Genomic DNA, 19,220 nt, shown 5'->3' on the forward strand with positions numbered 1-19,220 from the left:
TCCTCGGTTCCCCCTGCCGCCTCGCTAGGCTGTCGGCGGAGGGGGAACCGATGGTATTTCAGAATCCCGATGCCGTGGCGGCGGGAGCGCCGCCCTGGCATCTGCCGGCGCCGCAGCCCCGCCCGACGTCCGGCGGCATCCGAGGGTTCACCTGGGCGCTCTGGCCGTGGATGAGCTGGGTGCTACCGGTCTTCTTCGCCTTCCACGGGTTCCTCGGCGGGGGCGGGTGGGGCACGCTGCTGCTGCTGTTCGCGTCGCCGATCTTCATCCCCGCGATGGGGCTGCTCGGAATGCTCCCGCGCTTCATCCTGCGCAAGCGCGGTCACCGCACCGCTCCGGGGCCGATCGTCTGGCTGCTGTTCGTGAACTGGTGGGCGTGGGTCGCCTTCACGATCACGATGCAGGACGCCGGCGACTCCGGCCCGATGGAGACGATGCTCGGCGGCGTCCTGCCCGCACGCCTCTCGTCGGGCTTCGAGCAGGGCATCTTCCTGGGAGCGGTCGCGATCGCGTGCCTGTCATGGCTGGCGATCCTGTTCGTGGCGATCGCTCAGCCGCAGCCGCGGCCCGGAATGCCGACACGCGGCGGTGCATGGGATGCGGTGTCGTGGAACGCCGCCTTCCTCGTGCCCGCCCTGCTCGTGGGCGCCGTGGCGCTGGGTGTGCAGGTGACGGCGCTCGAGACGGATGCCGCGGGCGACACGGTCTCGCAGGTCGAGGCCCTCCCGATCGCCGCGCAGGCCGATCGGGCGGAGGCGAACTACACGCTCACGCAGCAGAAGCTGTCGGAGGTGCGGGAGCTGATCGCCGACGACGGCTGGAGCGTGCGCGACGAGAACGGCGGCTGGGTGCGAGGGCCGGCCTTCGCCTCGTCGTACGGCTCCTGCGGGGGATCGGATGCCGAGTGCTACGTCTTCGAGGTGGGATTCGCCCTCGAGAAGGCGCCCGCCGGCTTCGACTCGTACGACGAGGCGTGGAATTCCCGGCTGAGCGAGCTCGGCTGGACGGCATCGGAGCGCGGCTATGGGTGGACCGACGCCGACGGCTTCACCCTCGAGATCGACCAGCGCCAGAATGTCGACCGCCTGGTCGTCGCGATCGAGAGCCCGTCGTGGTGGGGTGACACCTACGACATCCGTCAGGAGCTGGGAGAGGCCGACGAGGACCTCGGACTCGGACTCACGTATCGCTTCGACGAGTGGCCGCCGCTGCGCTGAGCCCGTTCCGCCCACAGCGCGAACCACCCCCTCCGGGGCCTCCCGCATGCGGGTGGCTCGCGCTGAAAGGGGGTGGCTCATGCGTCACTGGGGATGACGCGCGCGCCCGCGAAGCGGGGGACTTACGCGGGCGGGTTATCGGGGTCGAGGAGCTTCAGGGTGTCCTCTTCCGCTTCGTTGTCTGCGTGGAGCTGCCGCTCCGTGGTCTCGTCGCCGCCGAGGGGCGCCTCGCGATCGGGGCCTGCGTCGCCCTGGATGGCGCCGCGCGGGGAGTCGCCGTGCGAGCTGTCGCCCTGGAGCGCACCGCCCTGGGCCGCGCCCTGGTTGCCGTGCGCGTCGTCGGGAGCATCCTCGTCGGCATCGCCCTGGATCGCGCCGCGCGGGGAATCCCCGTGGGAGCTGTCGCCCTGGATCGCTCCGCCCTTTCCGGACGGAACGCCGACGCCCTCCGCGCCCTCGGCCGGGTCTTCCGCGTGCGGGGTGTGTTCCGTGTTCTCGTCCATGCCCGCGACGGTACTGGGGGCGACGGCATCCGAAGACCCCATTGACAAGCCTTGCCTTACCGCACTCACCGCCGGTGCCCCGGGGCCGAAGGCTACGGCGCCTCGGGGTCCTTCGGGCGGCGGATCGGCGTGGTGACCGCGGCCTCGTCGCTGAACTCCACGGGGTCGACCTCGTCGATCACGCTGAGGGGGCGGGTCTCGTCGAGCGTCAGAAGGAAGCGCCGGTTCTCGTCGCGATGCAGGCGCCCGGAGGTGAACACCCAGATCGCGCCGATCGCGCAGGCGACGAGCCCCGCGGTGCCGCCGAGCATGATCGCGGTGCGGGGACCGAAGGCATCCGCCACCCAGCCGGCGATCGGTGCACCCACCGGGGTCGATCCCATGATGACCGCCATGTAGAGCGCGAGCACACGGCCGCGCAGAGCGGGGTCGGTCGTCATCTGCACGTAGCCGTTCGCGGTCGTCAGCAGCGTCACGATCATGAAGCCCGTGAACATCAGCGTGATGCCGTAGGTGAGATAGGTGGGCATGGCGGCCGACACGAACGCGGCGACGCCGAAGCCCCCGGCCGCGAGGATCACGACGCGCACCCGTGCCCGGTCGCGCCGCGCGGCGAGCAACGCGCCGGCGAGCGAACCGATCGCGAGGACCGAGGAGAGCACGCCGTAGCCGTCTGCCCCGGCGCCGAACTCGAGGGCCATGGTCGACGCGAAGATCGGGAAGTTCATGCCGAACGCGCCGATCAGGAACACCGTCACGAACACGACCCGCAGGTCGCTGCGGCCCCAGACGTAGCGGAAGCCCGCCGCGAGTCCGCCCCGCCCGCGATTCTTGGGGCGCTTCGCGAGCAGGCTCGTGCGCAGCAGGCCGAGCGCGAGGATCATCGCCAGGAACGTCGCCGCATTGACGATGAACACCCAGCCCGACCCGATCGCCACGATCAGCAGACCGCCGACGGCGGGGCCGATCATGCGCGCGAGGTTGAACGAGGCCGAGTTGAGGGCGACGGCGTTGGAAGTGTCGGATGCCGACACCATGTCGGACACGAAGGCCTGGCGCGCCGGGGCGTCGAAGGCGTTCACGATTCCGAACCCGAGCGCGAACCCGAACATCATCGGCAGGGTCATGAGGCCGTTCAGCAGCAGCACGCCCACGGCGATCGCGAGCAGCAGCAGCGCACTCTGGGTCGCGAGCAGGATGCGCCGACGCTCGAACCGGTCTGCCACCCAACCGGTGAGGCTCACGAGCACGAGGGGAGGGCCGAACTGCAGCGCCATCGTGAAGCCCATGGCCGCCGCGTCGTTGTCGGTGAGTTCGGTGAGCACGACCCAGTCCTGCGCGGTCGCCTGCATCCACCCGCCGACGTTCGAGACGAGGGCGCCGGCGAACCAGATGCGGTAGTTGATGTTCGCGAACGAACGGAACATCGCGCTCATCGGTCGGTCACCCGTCGCATCAGGATGCTCGCCTCGCGGAGGGTCGTGAGCTCGTCCTCGGTGAAGTCGAGCTCGGCGAGCATGTCGGCCAGCAGCACGTCGCGCCGGCGGATGGTCTCGACGACGAGTTCGGCGCCGGCATCCGTTATCTCGACCTGCACGCGGCGGCGGTCGTCCTCGTCGACGGCGCGGGTGACGTAGCCCTGCTCCTCGAGACCGTTGATCGTGTTGGTCATCGAGGGGGCGGTGACGCGTTCGCGCTCGGCGAGGGTCGAGATCGTGCGTCGACCGTTCATGCGCAGGTCGGCGAGCACGGCGAGCTGGGCGTCGCTCATGGAGTCGGCGGCGCGGGCGCAGCGCAGCCGTCGCGCGAGCCGGAAGGTGGCCATGCGGAGCTCGGTGGCGGTGAGGTGGAGGGAGTCGTCAGGCGAAGTCATTACTTAGTTAGTCTATCTAAGTAATCGACGTGCGGCGCGGGAACGGCAGAATGGGTCGGGTGACCCGAACCCCCGCTCTCGAGATCGCCGTGCAGGACCCCGCCGGAGTGCGCATCGCCGGAGAGGTCGGCGCCGCCCGCGTCGAACTCGCGTCCGCGCTGGCCCTCGGAGGTCTCACCCCCTCGCCCGCCACGCTCGAGTTGTCGGTCGAGGCGGCGCGTGACGCCGGCGTCGAGGTGCACGTGCTCGTGCGCCCGCGCGGCGGCGACTTCCACTACGCCGACGAGGAGATCGCGATCTGCGAACGCGACGTGCGCCGCGCGATCGAGGCCGGGGCCGAGGGCGTCGTGATCGGTGCTCTCGATGCGCAGGGCGTGCTCGACATCAACGCCATGACCCGGCTGCGCGACGCGGCCGGCGGAGCATCCGTCACCCTGCACCGGGCCATCGACGTCAGCCCCGACCCGCTCGCGACCCTCGACGCCGCGATCGGGCTCGGGCTGCGGCGCGTGCTCACCTCGGGTGGGGCATCCGCCGCGATCGACGGCATCGACACCCTCCGTGCGCTCGTCGCCCGCGCCGACGGACGCATCCAGATCATGGCGGGCAGCGGAGTCGACGCCGCGAACGCCGCCGAGCTCGCCGGCACCGGAGTCGACGCGCTGCACTTCTCGGCCAAGCGCACCGTGGTCGCCGAGGGCGGCGTGCGCATGGGCTCGGCCTCCGACGGCGTCGGCGGGTACGAGGTCACCGACCGCGACACCGCCCTCGCGGTGCGCACCGCCATCGGGCTGTGAGCCGCGCCCTCGATCGGTAGGCTCGCAGCGTGACGGAAACCCGAGAGTTCACGGATGCCGACGGCATCGCCATCGTCTACGACGTCCACCCGGCGACGGTCGAGCCCCGGGGCGTCGTGCAGCTGCTTCACGGCGTCGGCGAGCACGCGGGGCGCTACGGTGCGCTGATCGCCGCGCTGACCGCAGCGGGCTTCACCGTCTACGCCGACGATCACCGCGGCCACGGCCGCACCGGCATCCGCCAGCACGGAGGGCCGGCACGGTTGGGCCGCCTGGGCAAGGGCGGGCTGCGCGCCGCGAAGGATGCCGTCTGGCAGCTGACCGGCATCATCCGCGACGAGAACCCCGACCTGCCGCTCGTGCTGCTCGGCCACTCGTGGGGGTCGTTCCTCGCGCAGATGCTGCTGAACGAGCATCCCGAGGCGTTCGATGCCGTGATCCTCTCGGGCTCGGCACTGCGGATGCCGGGATCGCTCAGCGCCGCGCCCCTCAACGCCCGCTGGGCGGGGCCCGACGCCACCGGTTACGAGTGGCTCAGCCGCGACCCCGAGGTGTGGGCCGCGTTCGACGCCGACCCGCTCACCACGGGCGAACCTCTGCTGAAGCTGTTCGGGCCGATCGAGGCCGCCAAGCTCTACGGGCGCCCGCGCCGCGACCTGCGCGAGACGGCCGGCCGGGACATCCCGCTGCTGCTGCTCGTCGGGCGAGACGACCCGGTCGGCGGACCCCGCAGCGTGCACAAACTCGCCGACGAGTACCGCAGCCGCTCGGGCTTCACCGATGTGACGACCCTCGTCTACCCCGATGCCCGGCACGAGATCTTCGCCGAGCTGCAGCAGGACGAGGTGCGCGCTGACACCCTCGCCTGGCTCGACACGCACATCCCCGCGCGCTGAGGGTTCTTCCGATGGGGCCCTTCGACAGGCTCAGGGACCCAGTGGTGAAACTGGGGCCCTTCGACAGGCTCAGGGACCCAGAGGTGAAACCGGGTCGCTGAGCCTGTCGAAGCGTCCCCCGCGAGTGCCGGTATGACGCCGGATGACGTCGGGTGAAGGTGCATGACACCGGCCCGACGGATGCTCCGCCCCCGCCGTAGATTCAGGGCAACATTCCGCGAGGGGAGGACGGTTCGATGAGCTTCGAGAGCGACTGGCGTGCGTGGCACGACGAACGCGAACGCGTGGCGGGGGCCGACTACGGCCCGTCGGCCCTGGAATCCACGAACTGGCTGATCTCCGAACCCGCCGCGGTCGAGAACGTGCCGGGGCTCTGGGCGGTCGGCGGCGACGGCGACATCCGCGGCACCGAACTCGGGGTCGCCGGGGCCACCGTCACCCTCCGTCGGGGAGAAGCGCTGCGCTTCGGGCGACGTGAACTGCGGGTGTTCCCGCGGCGCGAGACCGTGGCGCTGCGGGTGTTCAACCCGGCGCGCCCGCAGCGCGAGCGCTTCAGCGCGATCGACGCCTACCGTCCCGATCCCGCCTGGCGACTTCCGGCGACGTTCGAGCCCGCCACCGACGAATCGATCACGATCGTCGCGATCGACGGCGACCAGCACGAGGCGCCGGTCGCCGGGCGGCTGCGGTTCGAGATCCGCGGGGTCGCGCACGAGCTCACCGTGACGCGCAACGTGCGTGGCGGCCTCGGTGCCGTGTTCGCCGACGGGACCAACGGCATCGAGACCTTCCCGTTCCGCTTCCTCGCGATCGACGAGCCCGATGACGACGGCACCGCGGTCGTCGACTTCAACCGGGCGTACCTGCCGCCGTGCGCGTTCTCCGACCAGTTCGTGTGCCCGCTCCCGCCCGCGGGCAACCGCTTCACGGCCCCCATCCGCGCCGGCGAGCGCGCCATCGTCCTCGGTCGCTGACCCCGTTTCGCGTGCGGGGACGCTTCGACAGGCTCAGCGACCCAGCTCTTCGCACTGGGTCCCTGAGCTTGTCGAAGGGCCCCACAACTTCGACCGCGACCAACAACCCCCGTCGGCCGTAGGCTGGGGAGGTGCACGGTGAATACAAGGTCCCCGGAGGAAAGCTCGTCGTCGTCGACCTCGAGGTCGACGACGGGAAGATCGCGCAGTTCCGGCTCGCAGGCGACTTCTTCCTCGAGCCCGACACGGCGCTCGAGGCGATCAACGACGCCGTGAACGGCTTGCCGGTCGAATCGGATGCCTCCGTGATCGCCGCCGCCGTACGCGATGCGCTCCCCGAGGGGGCTCAGCTTCTCGGCTTCACGCCCGAGGCCGTCGGAACCGTCGTGCGCCGCGCGCTCGTCACCGCTCCCGGCTGGCGTGACTTCGACTGGGAGATCGTGCACGACAAGGCGGTCTCGCCGGCCATGAACCTCGCGCTCGACGAGGTGCTCACCTCGCGCGTCGGCGAGGGGCGGCGTCGCCCGACCCTGCGCATCTGGGAGTGGGACGGCTCGGCCGTCGTCATCGGATCGTTCCAGTCCTACCGAAACGAGGTCGACCCCGAGGGCGCCGCGCGCCACGGTTTCGACGTCGTGCGCCGCATCTCGGGCGGTGGCGCGATGCTCATCCCCGAGGGGCAGATCATCACGTACTCGCTGTACGTTCCGGCATCCCTCGTCGCGGGCATGACGTTCGCCGACTCGTATGCGTTCCTCGACGACTTCGCGCTGCAGGCGCTGCGCTCTCTGGGGATCGACGCGGTCTACCGCCCCCTCAACGACATCGCGAGCTCGACCGGCAAGATCGGCGGCGCCGCGCAGAAGCGTCTCGCCAACGGAGGCGTGCTGCACCACGCCTCGCTGTCGTACGACCTCGACGGTCAGGTCATGACCGAGGTGCTGCGCATCGGCCGCGAGAAGCTGAGCGACAAGGGCACCACCTCGGCGGCCAAGCGCGTCGACCCGCTGCGCAGCCAGACCGGACTCAGCCGCGAGGCGATCATCGACCGCTTCATCGAGACCTTCCGCTCGCTCACCTCGGCCGAGGACGGCACGGTCGCCGACGACGAGTACGCCGCGGCCGAAGAGCTGGTCGAGACGAAGTTCTCGACCGACGCGTGGCTGCACCGGGTGCCGTGACCGATCCGGTACCGACTCCGCCCGTCCCGATCGAGCAGGACGTCTCCATCGCACCGGTGAGGGTCGGGTCGGTCTCGATCCTCGAGGGCGACAACCTCGCCGCCGTACGCGCGCTGCCCGACGCCTCGTTCACGCTGGTGTACCTCGACCCGCCCTTCAACACGGGCCGTGCGCGCGAACGGCAGATCGTCACCGCGACGCGGGCGTCCATGACTCCGGAAGAATCGCCGGCAGAGGGCCCGAGCGGGCCCGAATCGGCCTCTTCCGAAGCATCCGTCCGGAGTTACGCACAGCCGGATGCCGAGGCGGTTCCCACCGAGATCCGCCACGGCTTCCACGGCCACCGCTACGAGCGGGTGCGCGGGATGCTGCGCACCTACGACGACCGCTTCGACGACTACGGCGACTTCCTCATGCCGCGTCTCGAGGAGGCGTGGCGGCTGCTCGCCGACGATGGCACGCTCTACCTGCACCTCGACTACCGCGAGGCGCACTATGCGAAGGTGATGCTCGACGCCGTGTTCGGGCGCGACTCGTTCCTGAACGAGTTGATCTGGGCGTACGACTACGGCGCGAAGTCGCGCAGTCGCTGGCCCACCAAACACGACACGATCCTCGTGTACGTGAAGAATCCGCGGGCGTACTTCTTCGACTCCGACGAGGTCGACCGCGAGCCGTACATGGCCCCGGGGCTCGTCACGCCTGAGAAGGCGGCTCGGGGAAAGCTGCCGACCGATGTGTGGTGGCACACGATCGTGCCGACGACGGGGCGTGAGAAGACGGGGTATCCGACGCAGAAGCCCGAGGGCATCCTGCGCCGCATCATCCGGGCGTCGAGCCGCCCCGGCGACCGCGTGCTCGACCTTTTCGCCGGCAGCGGCACGACCGGCGCGGTCGCATCGGCGCTGGGGCGCGACAGCGTGCTGGTCGACGACAACCCCGAGGCGATCCGGGTGATGCGCGAACGGATGCCGCACGCCGAGGTCACCCGCGTCGGTTGAGCCGGATCGCCTCGCCCTCAGGCGATGTAGATCTTGCGCAGGGTCTCGGTGACCGTCCAGACCGTGCGCTGTCCCTCGGCCAGACGCACGACCGAGCCCGGCGCGACCTCGAGATCGGGCAGGGCGGGGTCGTTGAACGCGATGCGCGCCCGCCCCGCGAGCACGACGAAGACCTCGTCGGTCTCGGTGTCGGATGCCGTTCCCGGCGTCATCTCCCAGATACCGACCTCGGTGCCGCCGACCAGGGCGAGCGGGTGCACGGCGGTTGTCGGATCGCCCGCCACAACCTCGGATCCCGGCAGCGGAACGTGCACGAGGGCGAGGGTCGCGGCATCCGCGCCCGTGCCGGGGAGCAGCCCGTCGGCAGGTTCGGGGAGCAGCCCCTCCTCGGGGATCGTGTCGCTCACGAGTCGAACCCCATGCCGAGCGCGTCGAGCGTCTTGAGGAAGAGGTTGCGCTTGCCCCCGTTGTGATCGGCGCGATCCATGGCCGCGCGCACGAGGTTGATGCCGACGGCGGCCGCGGGTTCGGGCGGGAAGGGCACGGGGCGCTGGCGCACCATCTGCAGCGCGGTGCGTTCGGTCTCCTCGCCCGCGAGCTTGTCGAGCATGACGTCGGCGGCGAACCGTGCCGCGCCCACACCGAGCCCGGTGAACCCGGTGGCGTAGGTCACACGTCCCTTGCGCGCGGTGCCGAAGAAGGCGCAGAAGCGGCTCGACGAGTCGATCGCCCCGGCCCAGCGGTGCGTGAAGCGCAGCCCCTCGAGCTGGGGGAACGTGGTGAAGAAGTGCGAGGCGAGTCGGCGGTGGCTCTCCATCCGATCCTCGTACTCGGGGCGCACCTTGCCGCCATAGTGGTAGACCGCGTCGTAGCCGCCGAACAGGATGCGGTCGTCGGCGGTGAGCCGGTAGTAGTGGAACTGGTTGGCGCTGTCGGCGAGGCCTTGCCGGTTCTGCCACCCGATCGCGGCGAGCTGCTCGGTGCTCAGCGGCTCGGTCATCAGAACGTAGTCGTACACGGGCACCGTCATCAGACGGTTGCGCTTGAGCAGTGAGGGGAAGACGTTCGTGGCCAGCGCGACGGCATCCGCCACGACCCGGCCGTCGCGCGCCTCGACGGTGATCGGACCCGATCCGTCGCCGAGGATGTCCTGCACGAGGGTGTGCTCGTAGATCTCCACGCCGAGGTCGGTCGCGACGCGGGCGAGCTCGAGTCCGAGCTTGGCGGGGTGCACGAGGGCCGTGCTGTCGCGCTCCCAGGCTCCCGCGAGGAACGTGGGGGAGTGCACCTCGGCCTGCACCGCCTCCTGGTCGAGGAACCCCTCCTCCTCGCGCAGCCACTCGACCTGGTGCGGTTCGACCGCGACGGCGAGCTGACCGGTGCGTTCGAACTCGGCATCCATCGCGTAGCGCTCGACGGTGTCGGCGATGCCGTCGAGGTTCTCGAGCCCGAGCCGTTCGAGCTGCTCGATCTCGTCGGGCCAGCGGTTCACGCCGTTCTCGTGGCCGTGGGTGATGCTCGCCTCGCAGAATCCGCCGTTGCGGCCGGATGCCGCCCACGCGACGCGCGACGCCTCGATCAGCACGACCCGGCGGTCGGGGTCGCGCTCCTTGGCGCGGATCGCGGTCCACAGCCCCGCGTACCCACCGCCGACGATCGCGAGGTCGGCCTCGATCGCACCGGTCAGCGTCGGATACTCGGTGCGCTGCACGTCGTCGAGCCAGAACACGGCGAAGGAGGTGTCGCGCAGGGACTCGTCGATCACGGAGTCCTGCGGGCGGCGGCGTTCGAAGACGGTGGTTCCCATGCGCGCTCCCTTGTTCTCAGCTGTTCTCTCCGCTGTTTCTCTCAGCGGGTGGGGTGCGCGGTCAGCGCGTTCCCCAGTTGTAGAGGTCCTTGTAGAGCCCGGCGTAGAGCAGGCTCTCGGTGTGCACGACGCCCGGGATGGTGCGGATGCGCGTCGCGATGAGTTCGAGCAGGTCGGCGTCGTTCTCGCACACGGCCTCGACGAGGATGTCGAAGCTGCCGAGGGTGACGACGACGTACGCGAGTTCGGTGATCTCGGTGAGCTGCTCGGCGACCGCACGCGGGTCGCCGGTGACGCGGATGCCGATCATCGACATCCGGTGGAAGCCGAGCTGCAGGGGGTCGGTGACCGCGACGATCTGGATCGTTCCGGCATCGGTCATGCGCTGCACGCGCTGGCGGGTGGCTGCCTCGCTGAGGCCCACCTCGCGGCCGATCTCGGCGTAGGGGCGCCGGCCGTCCTCCTGGAGCAGCTCGATGATCCGCTTCGAGATGTCGTCCAGCGCCGGCTGAGTCTTCGTGCCCATGCGTCGATATTGACAGGCGGATGCCGGTGGTGCAACCGATTCAGTCGTCTCTTGTATCGAGGTCTTTCGATTCCGAAAGTGCCGCGCTACTGTGGGCGGCATGCGCACAGAGACCTTGCAGAACTTCATCGGCGGTCGGTTCGTCCCCGTGTCGGGCGCAGGCGACCTTCCGCTCATCGACCCCGCCACAGAGGAGGAGTACGGCCGGCTCCCGGTGTCGGATGCCGGTGACGTCGACGCCGCCTATGCCGCGGCATCCGCTGCCTTCCCGCTGTGGCGCGACACGACGCCCGCCGACCGGCAGCTCGCCCTCTTCCGCATTGCCGACGACATGGCCGCGCGCGCCGAGGAGTTCGCCGATCTCGAGTCACGCGACACAGGCAAGCCGCGGGCGAGCCTCGTCGAGGACGAGATCATGCAGTCGGTCGATCAGCTGCGGTTCTTCGCCGGCGCCGCGCGGTCGCTCGAGGGGCGCGCGGCGGGGGAGTACCTCGCCGGGCACACGTCGTTCGTGCGCCGCGAGCCGATCGGCGTGATCGGGCAGGTCACGCCCTGGAACTACCCGCTGAACATGGCCGTGTGGAAGATCGCGCCGGCGCTCGCCGCGGGCAACGCCGTCGTGCTCAAGCCCGCCGACACGACTCCGCTGTCGACGTTGCTGCTCGCCGAGATCGTGGCGCTGCACACCCCGGCCGGAACGTTGAACGTGGTGCTCGGCGACCGCGAGACCGGCGTCGCGCTGGTGGAGCATCCGACCCCGCAGATGGTCGCGATCACGGGATCGGTGCGCGCAGGCATGGCGGTGGCGCGGTCGGCGGCGAACGACGTCAAGCGCGTGCACCTCGAGCTCGGCGGCAAGGCTCCGGCGATCGTCTTCGCGGATGCCTCGGTGCCGAAAGCAGTCGAGGGGATCGTCACCGGTGCGTTCTTCAACGCCGGGCAGGACTGCACCGCGGCGACGCGGGTGCTCGTGCACGAGTCGCTGCACGACGAGCTCGTGGCGGCGCTGGTCGCGCGGGCGGAGTCGGATGCCCGCACCGGCGGACCGCAGGAGGAGGGCGTGCTCTACGGGCCGCTCAACAGTGCGGCGCAGCTGGAGCAGGTGTCGGGCTTCGTATCGCGGCTGCCCGAGCACGCCCGGGTGGAGACCGGGGGAGCGCGGCAGGGAGATCGTGGCTACTTCTGGCCCGCGACGATCGTGTCGGGGGTGCGGCAGGACGACGAGATCGTGCAGGGCGAGGTCTTCGGGCCGGTGCTCACGGTGCAGTCGTTCTCCACCGACGAGGAGGCGCTGGAGCTGGCGAACGACGTCCCGTACGCGCTCGCCGCGTCGGTCTGGACGACCGATCACGCCCGGGCGATGCGGTTCTCGCGCGACCTCGACTTCGGGTGCGTGTGGATCAACACGCACATCCCCTTCGTCTCCGATATGCCGCACGGCGGGTTCAAGCACTCCGGCTACGGCAAGGACCTCTCGCAGTACGGCTTCGACGACTACACCCGCATCAAGCACGTGATGAGCGCGCTGGACTGAGCGCGCGGTTCCTGAGCGAGCGGAGCGGGACGAAGGGCCGCCGCGGCCCGGAGCTGGGTCCCTGAGCTTGTCGAAGGGCCCCACCCCGCGTGCACTTCCGGTTCCTGAGCGAGCGCAGCGAGACGAAGGGCCGCCGCGTCTCATAGCTGGGTCCCTGAGCTTGTCGAAGGGTCCCACCCCGCCCGCACTTCCGGTTCCTGAGCGAGCGCAGCGAGACGAAGGGCCGCCGCGTCTCATAGCTGGGTCCCTGAGCCTGTCGAAGGGTCCCACCCCGCGTGCACTCGTTCTGCACCGCCGTCGTGTTGTTACGAGTTCTCCACCATTCGCGCCGATAGTGCCTGTGGCCTGGTCTTTTCGCGTCTGAATGTCGGTGACCCCTGGTGGACTGAGTGACATGAACAGCACCGCCGAACTCCTGGATCGGGTCGCCGCCGACCTGGCCACGGTGCTGCGCGCAGATGTCGTGGCGGGGCTGTCGGATGCGGAGAAGATGGAGGTCCTCCGCGCCGCCGGTGAGGTCGCGAGGCGCGTGGAGGCGGTGATCGTGGAGACGGTCGCATCGGTCGATCAACGCCCCGCTGGGGCGGGGGAGCTGGCGTTCTGTGGGAGGTTCGGATGCCGGACGATGAACGAACTCGTCCAACGGGTGCTCCGCACGGACGCGGCCGGCGCGGCGCGGGTCGTGAGAGCGGGGAAGGTGGTGCGGCGGGAGCTGGACTACTCGTCCGGTGCGCTGCTGCCGGCCCGCTGGCCGGCCCTGCGGGAGACGTTGCTGGACGGGGCGGTCGGGGTGGCGGGGCTGCTCGCGGCGACTGGTCCGGTGGAGCAGGCCGGGCCGCGGATCGGTGCGGCGAACCGGGTGCGTGCCGATGCCGAGCTGGCCGAATACGCGCGTGGACTAGCCGATGGTGACGGTGACGGCGGCGATGACGGGGACTCCGATGAGAGCGGCGATGCCGATGCCGGCACGGAGCATCGTGTCGAAGGAGGTCCATCGGCCACGCCGGAGGACCTGAGGCTGTTGTCGCGGGTGATCGTGACGTACCTCGACCCCGACGGCGCGGAACCCGCGGAAGAACGCGCGATGCGTGCGCGGGGAATCGTGCTCGGCCGAGTGAAAGACGGGGTGATCCCGATCCGCGGGTCGCTCCTCCCGGAGACGGCGGGACAGTTGCAACGTATCTGGGACGCCTACCTGAACCCGAAAGTCGACGGACCACCCATCCCGGTCGTGCCGCAGCCTGGTGCGGGGCTCGAGGGCGGAGTGCGTTTCGTCCCCTCGGCCGACGAGGCGACCTACAGCGCGGATGACCATGCGCTGAACGGCGAGACGCATAGCCTCCCGTCCAACGACTTTCTGCCCTCGGGCGACCCGGGCGGGATGGCCGATGACCGGTCGCGGGCGCAGAAACAGCACGACGCCCTCGCCGCGGTCCTCGGGATCGCCGCCCGCCACCACGACATGCCCTCCCTCGGCGGTGCCGCCCCCACCCTGGTCGTGTCGGTGACTGCGGAGGAGTACGCGACCGGGCGGGGCTGGGCGCACGTCGACGGTGTGGATGACGCCCCCGTCTCCCTGTCGACCGCCCGGCACACCGCCTGCGGCGGCAGCATCCAACGCGTCACCTCCGACCCGGCAGGCCGCATCATCGGGATCGAGACCACCGACCGGGTGTTCACCGCCCACCAACGCCGAGCGATCACGCTCCGCGACAAAGAGTGCATCATCCCCGGGTGCCACGTGCCCGCTGCCTGGTGCGAGATCCACCACGTCACCGAACACGCCCGCGGAGGACCCACCAGCACCGACAACGGCGTCACCCTCTGCTGGCACCACCACCGCACCCTCGACACCAACGGCTGGCACATCCGCATGATCCGCGGCGTCCCCGCCGTGCGCGGACCCGCCTGGTGGGACCCCCACCAGAAATGGCGAACACCCCGACCCACCACCCGCACCACCACCACAGGGACCGCGCCCGCGAAACAGCGAACCCGACCACCGATACGCGCATGAGCGCCCACCGATTCGCGCATGAGCGCCCACCCAACCGAACGCGAGCGCAGCATGCCCGCGCACCGCATGCCCGATCGCAAGCACCGAATGCCCGAGTGCGACACGAAGTGTCGACCTGTGGGTCTTCGGTATGCCATGCTCGATGAAGCCGATGGGGGATCGGCCTCTCTCACCAATCGAACGTCCCAATCGAACGTCTCACAGAAAGATCGACCGGAGCGCGATGAGCAGGCCCCTCGCTGGACCGCAGACACTGCTGCGCTCGATCAACGGGCGTGCGATCCTCGAAACGCTCGCCCGCGAAGGTCCCCAGACGCGCACCGACCTCATGGACGCGACCGGGCTGTCGCGAACCGCCGTGACGCAGGTGCTGCGCATGCTCGAGAGCGCCGGGGCCGTCGCGCCCGACGGTGTCGACCGCAGCTCGCGCGGACCGGCCGCCGGCAAAGTCGGGCTGCACCCGCACCTCGGATTCGCCGCCGCTGTGCACGTCGACCATCGCGCGGCGCACGTCGTGCTCGTCGATGCGACCGGAGCGATCCGCGCCGAAGCGCACGGCGACTTCCCCCGGAAGGACGACAACGAGACCCGGGTCGCGCACATCGCCGCGCTCATCGACCGATGCAATGCGACCGTCGCCGGCCCGCTGCACCTCGCGCTGATCGGCGTTCCCGGCATCGTGACCGCCGACGGCAGCATCCGCAACGACCAGGGACCCGACGGCGGTGCGTTCCGCTCGGCTCTCACCGACCGGCTCGGGTGCCCCGTTCGCATCGAGAACGACGTCAACCTGGCCGCTCTCGCCGAACTCACCGCCGGTGCAGGAGCCGAGCTCTCGAGCTTCTCGCTGCTGTTGCTCGACGAGGGCCTCGGTGCCGGAACCGTGATCGACGGCGCCCTGCACCGTGGCTTCTCCGGGGTGGCGGGCGAAGTCATGTACCTGCCGCAGACGCCCCTGCCCGTCGGCGCCCCTGTCGCGAACGACCAGGTCGTCGCCGATCTCGCCCTCATCAACGGCCGTGACCAGAACGCGCCCCTCGAAGAGCATCTCGATGCCGCGGCCGCCGGCGACGAGGCGGCGATGCAGATGGCGATGGAGCTCGGCAAGCGCCTCGCACTCGTCGCGGGCAGCATCGGTCTCGTCCTCGACCCCGAAGCGTTCATCCTCAGCGGGCAGGCCGCGCACCCCGTGCTCGTCGACATCATCCATCAGGTCGCCGAGCAGTACTCCACCCGCCTCCCGTTGCGGTTCGTCGTCTCGACGTTCGGCCCCGAGGCGCCGCTCGTCGGCGCGGTCGGCGAAGCGGCATCCGCCCTGCGCGCCACACTCTTCGCCCGCGTCCTCACCACACCCGACAAGCCCAGCCGGTGACCGGCACTCCCGACAGGATCCGACGATGACCGCACCCTCCGACCTCATCGAACGGCTGGGTCTCGCACCCGGCACCCGCGCCATCATCCTCAACGCCGACGATTTCGGCATGTGCCATGCGGCCAACGTCGCGATCGCCGAGCTGCTGGATGCCGGGCACGTCGACTCCGCCACGATCATGGTGCCGTGCTCGTGGTCGCCCGAGGCGTTCGCGTTCGCGGCATCCCGCACCGACCTCGACGTCGGAGTGCACCTGGTGCTCACGAGCGAGTGGACCCGCTACCGCTGGCGCCCGCTCACGGCCGCCCCTTCGCTGGTCGACGGCGACGGTTTCTTCCCCGTCGACGTCGTCGCCGTCGAGACCCGTGCGACGTACGACGAGGTCGCCGCCGAGATCGCCGCGCAGCTGCGCGCCGCCCTCGACGCCGGGGTCGACGTCACGCACCTCGACAACCACATGGGCTCGGTCTACGGCCTCGCCACCGGTCGCGACTTCCTCGAGCAGGTGTTCGCACTGGCCGCCGCGAACGGACTGCCGTTCCGCCTTCCGCGGCACATGGACGGCGCAGAATCGGATGCCGAGCTGCGCGACAAGCTCGCGCGCGCTGCCGCCGCAGCCGACTCCCTCGGTGTCGAGATCATCGATCGGCTCTGGTCGCATCCCTTCGAGCTCACCGGCGAGGGCACCGCGACGGAGGAGACCTACGAGCAGGTGCGCGACGGCTTCGTGACGCTGCTGCGCGCGGTGCCCGCGGGGCTCACCGAGATCTACCTGCATCCGATGGTCGACGGGGAGGAGCTGCGGGCCGCCGTGGACTTCGCCTCCCCCAAGCGCGAGTTCGAGCGACGACTTCTCGCCGACCCCATCGTGCTCCAGGCGATCGAAGACGAAGAACTCGTGCGCATCGGCTGGCGGGCGCTGCGCGATCTGCAGAGGGGCACCACGCGATGACCACGTTCACCGAGCGCCTGCGCGACCGACGGCTCGACGCCGCTCCCACCCGGGCGCAGGCGATCGCATTCGGGGCCTCCGGGTTCCCCACCCAGTTGATGGCGCAGACGTTCTCGGCGTTCATCGTCTACTTCTACGTCTCGCACCTCGCGGTGCCGGCGGGGTGGGTGGCCGCGGCGATGATCGCCCACGGCATCCTGAACGCCGTGCTCAATCCGTTCGTCGGCGCGATCTCCGATCGCCTGCGCACCCCGTGGGGACGCCGCATCCCCTGGATCGGCCTCGGGATCGTTCCGCTGGTCGTCGCGTTCGCAATGGTCTGGATGCCGCCGGAGCTGCCCGCCGCGGGCCTGATCGCCTGGTTCCTCGTGGTCGTGGCCGTGTACGACATCGCCTACGTGGTGGTCGTGCTGAACATCTCGGCGCTGTTCCCCGAGATCTTCCGCACCACCGACGAGCGCGCGCGGGGCAACGTGCCCCGGCAGATCTTCGCGATCCTCGGAATGATCCTCGGCACCGCCGGGGCGCCGCTGCTCTACGCCTCGCCGATCGGCTGGCCGGGGATGGCGATCGTGCTCGGCGCGGTCTGCCTCGCGTTCCTGGTCTGGTCGTTCACGGGCGGGATGGTCGAGCGGCGCGTGCCCGAGGCATCCGTCGCGGCACCGCTGCCGTTCGGCATGCAGATGCGCTACACGTTCGCGAACCGGGCCTTCGTGCCCTACGTGATCGGCTCGCTGTTCATCCAGTCGGCGATCGCCGTGATCCTCGCGGCGCTGCCCTTCTACGTGCGCTACTCGCTGGGTGCGCCCGAGGGGGAGGGCAGCATCCTGCTCGGCGCGATCTTCGTGACCGCCATACCCGCGATCGTGCTGTGGAGCGCGGTCGTTCGTCGCACCAGCCCGCGCACCGCGCTGCTGTGGAGCGTCGCGGTCTTCGGGCTCTCGGTGCTCGGGTTCCTCGCCCCGACGAGCATCCTTGCCGCAGCCCTCGTGGGCGTCGCGGTGGGTATCGGTGTGGGCGGACTGCTGCAGTTGCTCGAAGTGGTGCTGGCGCAGATCATCGACGAGGATGCCGTGCGCACCGGGCACCGGCGCGAGGGCGCCTACTTCGGGGTCAACGGGTTCATCGTGCGCGGCTCCGTCGTGCTGCAGGCGATCGTCGCGGCGTGGGTGCTGACGGCATCCGGGTTCGATGCCGCCCTCGGCGACGCGCAGCCCGATGCGGTGGACGGCGGCATCCGCCTGATGCTCGCTGTCATCCCGGTGGGCTTCATCGCCCTCGCCTGGGTCTGCTTCTTCCTCTACCCCATCCGCACCCGCGACCTCCCCGCCACCATTAATAACGCAAGCTGAGAGCGCGGGTATCGCCGACGCATGCAACTGGCGGGCGCAGGGATGCTCCGGTCGTGAGCATCGGGGAGGGGCCCCGCTTGCGGGGAGGGGCGCCCCGTTCTGCGAACGAACGGAGCATCCCGGAGCCCGCCCCACAAGAAACTAAGAAGAAGAGCCCCGAGCCTCCCAGCCCGTGCGCACCATTTCATCCACCGAATACCGCATCCTCCAGTCGAGGTCGCGGGCGGCGAGGGTGCCGTCGGCGACGATGCGGTCGGGGTCGCCGGCGCGGCGCGGGCCGATCTCGGGGGTGAAGTCGACGCCGGTGACGCGCACCATCGCGTCCATGATCTGCTTCACGCTGAGGCCGTCGCCCGAGCCGAGGTTGTAGGCGGGCTCGATCGGTTCGCCCGTGGCGAGACGCTGCGCGGCGGCCACGTGTGCGGCGGCGATGTCGCCCACGTGCACGTAGTCGCGCACGTTGGTGCCGTCTTCGGTGGCGTAGTCGTCGCCGTTGATGCGCGGGGTGCGTCCTGCGAGCAGCGCCTCGAACACGATCGGGAAGAGGTTGTGCGGGCTCACGTCGTAGACCGTCGGGTCAGCCGATCCGACGACGTTGAAGTAGCGCAGCGAGGTGTGCCGCAGCGGGGCCGCAGACTCGGCGGTGGCGACGGCCTGGTCGCGCAGCAGCCATTCGCCGATGAGCTTCGATTCGCCGTAGGGGCTCGCGGGCTTCTTGGCGGTGTCCTCGACGACGAGCGCGACGTCGGGGGTGCCGTACACGGCGGCCGACGACGAGAAGACGATGTTCGCGACGCCTGCGGCCTCCATCGCCTCGAGGATCACGCGGGTGCCCTCGACGTTCTGCGCGTAGGTGTGCAGCGGGCGCTGCACCGAGACGCCGGCGTACTTGTAGCCGGCGACGTGGATGACGCCCTGGGCGTCGTGGTCGCGGAGCGCCTTCTCGACGAGGTCGCGGTCGAGGATGCTGCCCTGCACGAACGGCACGCCCTCCGGAACGAACGAGGCGACACCGCTCGACAGATCGTCGAGGACGACCGGGGTGAGCCCGGCATCCGCGAGCGCGCGGACGACGTGCGAGCCGATGTAGCCGGCGCCGCCGGTGACGATCCAGGACATTGCGTTCCTCTCCGGCCGCGCGCGACCGCGCGACTCCGGGTTCGATTCTCTCAGGCGGATGCTGTGGACTGCGGCGCCGCCGCCACCGATATAACGTCG

18 protein-coding genes are annotated in these 19,220 nt (G+C 70.2%); 11 read left to right on the top strand and 7 right to left on the bottom strand.

Going from position 1 to position 19,220, the window contains the following annotated elements:
* The first annotated feature begins 50 nt into the window (after window positions 1-50).
* Window positions 51-1,217: a hypothetical protein gene (locus tag ACIQTT_RS13195; RefSeq protein ID WP_402790699.1), complete on the top strand. Its 1,167-nt coding sequence runs from the start codon at window positions 51-53 to the stop codon at window positions 1,215-1,217.
* A gap of 122 nt (window positions 1,218-1,339) precedes the next feature.
* Here ACIQTT_RS13195 and ACIQTT_RS13200 read toward each other — a convergent pair whose 3' ends face one another.
* The 3 genes from ACIQTT_RS13200 to ACIQTT_RS13210 form a co-directional block, all read right to left on the bottom strand.
* A complete protein-coding gene (locus ACIQTT_RS13200; protein ID WP_402790702.1) occupies window positions 1,340-1,720 on the bottom strand; it encodes a hypothetical protein in 381 nt (126 codons plus the stop codon).
* A 92-nt stretch (window positions 1,721-1,812) separates the two neighbouring features.
* A complete protein-coding gene (locus tag ACIQTT_RS13205) occupies window positions 1,813-3,147 on the bottom strand; it encodes an MFS transporter (protein WP_402790705.1) in 1,335 nt (444 codons plus the stop codon).
* 5 nt (window positions 3,148-3,152) lie between these two features.
* Window positions 3,153-3,593, bottom strand: a complete 441-nt coding sequence (locus ACIQTT_RS13210) for a MarR family winged helix-turn-helix transcriptional regulator (RefSeq protein ID WP_402790708.1) — start codon at window positions 3,591-3,593, stop codon at window positions 3,153-3,155.
* Between the two features lie 59 nt (window positions 3,594-3,652).
* Here ACIQTT_RS13210 and ACIQTT_RS13215 point away from each other — a divergent pair, with 59 nt between their 5' ends.
* The 5 genes from ACIQTT_RS13215 (at window position 3,653) to ACIQTT_RS13235 (ending at window position 8,442) form a co-directional block, all read left to right on the top strand.
* On the top strand, window positions 3,653-4,390 hold the full coding sequence (locus tag ACIQTT_RS13215; RefSeq protein WP_402790711.1) for a copper homeostasis protein CutC: 738 nt from the start codon (window positions 3,653-3,655) through the stop codon (window positions 4,388-4,390).
* Between the two features lie 29 nt (window positions 4,391-4,419).
* Window positions 4,420-5,286, top strand: coding sequence for an alpha/beta fold hydrolase (locus ACIQTT_RS13220; RefSeq protein WP_402790714.1), 867 nt, complete (start codon window positions 4,420-4,422; stop codon window positions 5,284-5,286).
* Window positions 5,287-5,522: 236 nt separating this feature from the next.
* The gene (locus ACIQTT_RS13225) at window positions 5,523-6,260 is read left to right on the top strand and encodes a DUF1684 domain-containing protein (RefSeq protein WP_402790717.1); all 738 of its coding nucleotides are present in this window, start codon (window positions 5,523-5,525) and stop codon (window positions 6,258-6,260) included.
* A gap of 131 nt (window positions 6,261-6,391) precedes the next feature.
* Window positions 6,392-7,441: a lipoyl protein ligase domain-containing protein gene (locus ACIQTT_RS13230; RefSeq protein ID WP_402790719.1), complete on the top strand. Its 1,050-nt coding sequence runs from the start codon at window positions 6,392-6,394 to the stop codon at window positions 7,439-7,441.
* Between the two features lie 29 nt (window positions 7,442-7,470).
* A complete protein-coding gene (locus ACIQTT_RS13235; protein WP_402791192.1) occupies window positions 7,471-8,442 on the top strand; it encodes a DNA-methyltransferase in 972 nt (323 codons plus the stop codon).
* A gap of 17 nt (window positions 8,443-8,459) precedes the next feature.
* Here the strand turns inward: ACIQTT_RS13235 and ACIQTT_RS13240 are convergent, their stop codons facing one another.
* The 3 genes from ACIQTT_RS13240 to ACIQTT_RS13250 all read right to left on the bottom strand — a co-directional run bounded on the left by ACIQTT_RS13240 (window position 8,460) and on the right by ACIQTT_RS13250 (window position 10,775).
* Window positions 8,460-8,849: a cupin domain-containing protein gene (locus ACIQTT_RS13240; RefSeq protein ID WP_402790722.1), complete on the bottom strand. Its 390-nt coding sequence runs from the start codon at window positions 8,847-8,849 to the stop codon at window positions 8,460-8,462.
* Window positions 8,846-10,249, bottom strand: a complete 1,404-nt coding sequence (locus ACIQTT_RS13245; protein WP_402790725.1) for an NAD(P)/FAD-dependent oxidoreductase — start codon at window positions 10,247-10,249, stop codon at window positions 8,846-8,848. The genes ACIQTT_RS13240 and ACIQTT_RS13245 overlap by 4 nt, the downstream gene beginning before the upstream one ends.
* Before the next feature lie 61 nt (window positions 10,250-10,310).
* Entirely contained in the window at window positions 10,311-10,775 is a 465-nt protein-coding gene (locus ACIQTT_RS13250) for an Lrp/AsnC family transcriptional regulator (RefSeq protein ID WP_391479995.1), read from the bottom strand.
* 100 nt (window positions 10,776-10,875) lie between these two features.
* On the opposite strand from ACIQTT_RS13250, the gene ACIQTT_RS13255 reads away from it, so the two are divergent.
* The 5 genes from ACIQTT_RS13255 to ACIQTT_RS13275 all read left to right on the top strand — a co-directional run bounded on the left by ACIQTT_RS13255 (window position 10,876) and on the right by ACIQTT_RS13275 (window position 18,002).
* Window positions 10,876-12,309 (top strand): gamma-aminobutyraldehyde dehydrogenase, encoded by a 1,434-nt coding sequence (locus ACIQTT_RS13255; RefSeq protein ID WP_402790729.1) that lies wholly within the window; start codon window positions 10,876-10,878, stop codon window positions 12,307-12,309.
* A gap of 394 nt (window positions 12,310-12,703) precedes the next feature.
* Window positions 12,704-14,326, top strand: coding sequence for a DUF222 domain-containing protein (locus ACIQTT_RS13260; protein ID WP_402790732.1), 1,623 nt, complete (start codon window positions 12,704-12,706; stop codon window positions 14,324-14,326).
* A 223-nt stretch (window positions 14,327-14,549) separates the two neighbouring features.
* Entirely contained in the window at window positions 14,550-15,698 is a 1,149-nt protein-coding gene (locus ACIQTT_RS13265) for an ROK family transcriptional regulator (protein WP_402790735.1), read from the top strand.
* A gap of 25 nt (window positions 15,699-15,723) precedes the next feature.
* Complete coding sequence (locus ACIQTT_RS13270; RefSeq protein ID WP_402790738.1) at window positions 15,724-16,650, top strand: polysaccharide deacetylase family protein; 927 nt, start codon at window positions 15,724-15,726, stop codon at window positions 16,648-16,650.
* The gene (locus ACIQTT_RS13275; protein WP_402790741.1) at window positions 16,647-18,002 is read left to right on the top strand and encodes an MFS transporter; all 1,356 of its coding nucleotides are present in this window, start codon (window positions 16,647-16,649) and stop codon (window positions 18,000-18,002) included. Before ACIQTT_RS13270 ends, ACIQTT_RS13275 begins: the two co-directional genes overlap by 4 nt.
* A 141-nt stretch (window positions 18,003-18,143) precedes the next feature.
* Here ACIQTT_RS13275 and galE read toward each other — a convergent pair whose 3' ends face one another.
* Entirely contained in the window at window positions 18,144-19,121 is a 978-nt protein-coding gene (gene galE, locus ACIQTT_RS13280) for a UDP-glucose 4-epimerase GalE (RefSeq protein WP_402790744.1), read from the bottom strand.
* Between the last annotated feature and the right edge of the window lie 99 nt (window positions 19,122-19,220).

This window comes from Microbacterium sp. NPDC090225 (genome assembly GCF_044772365.1).
Classification (GTDB): domain Bacteria; phylum Actinomycetota; class Actinomycetes; order Actinomycetales; family Microbacteriaceae; genus Microbacterium.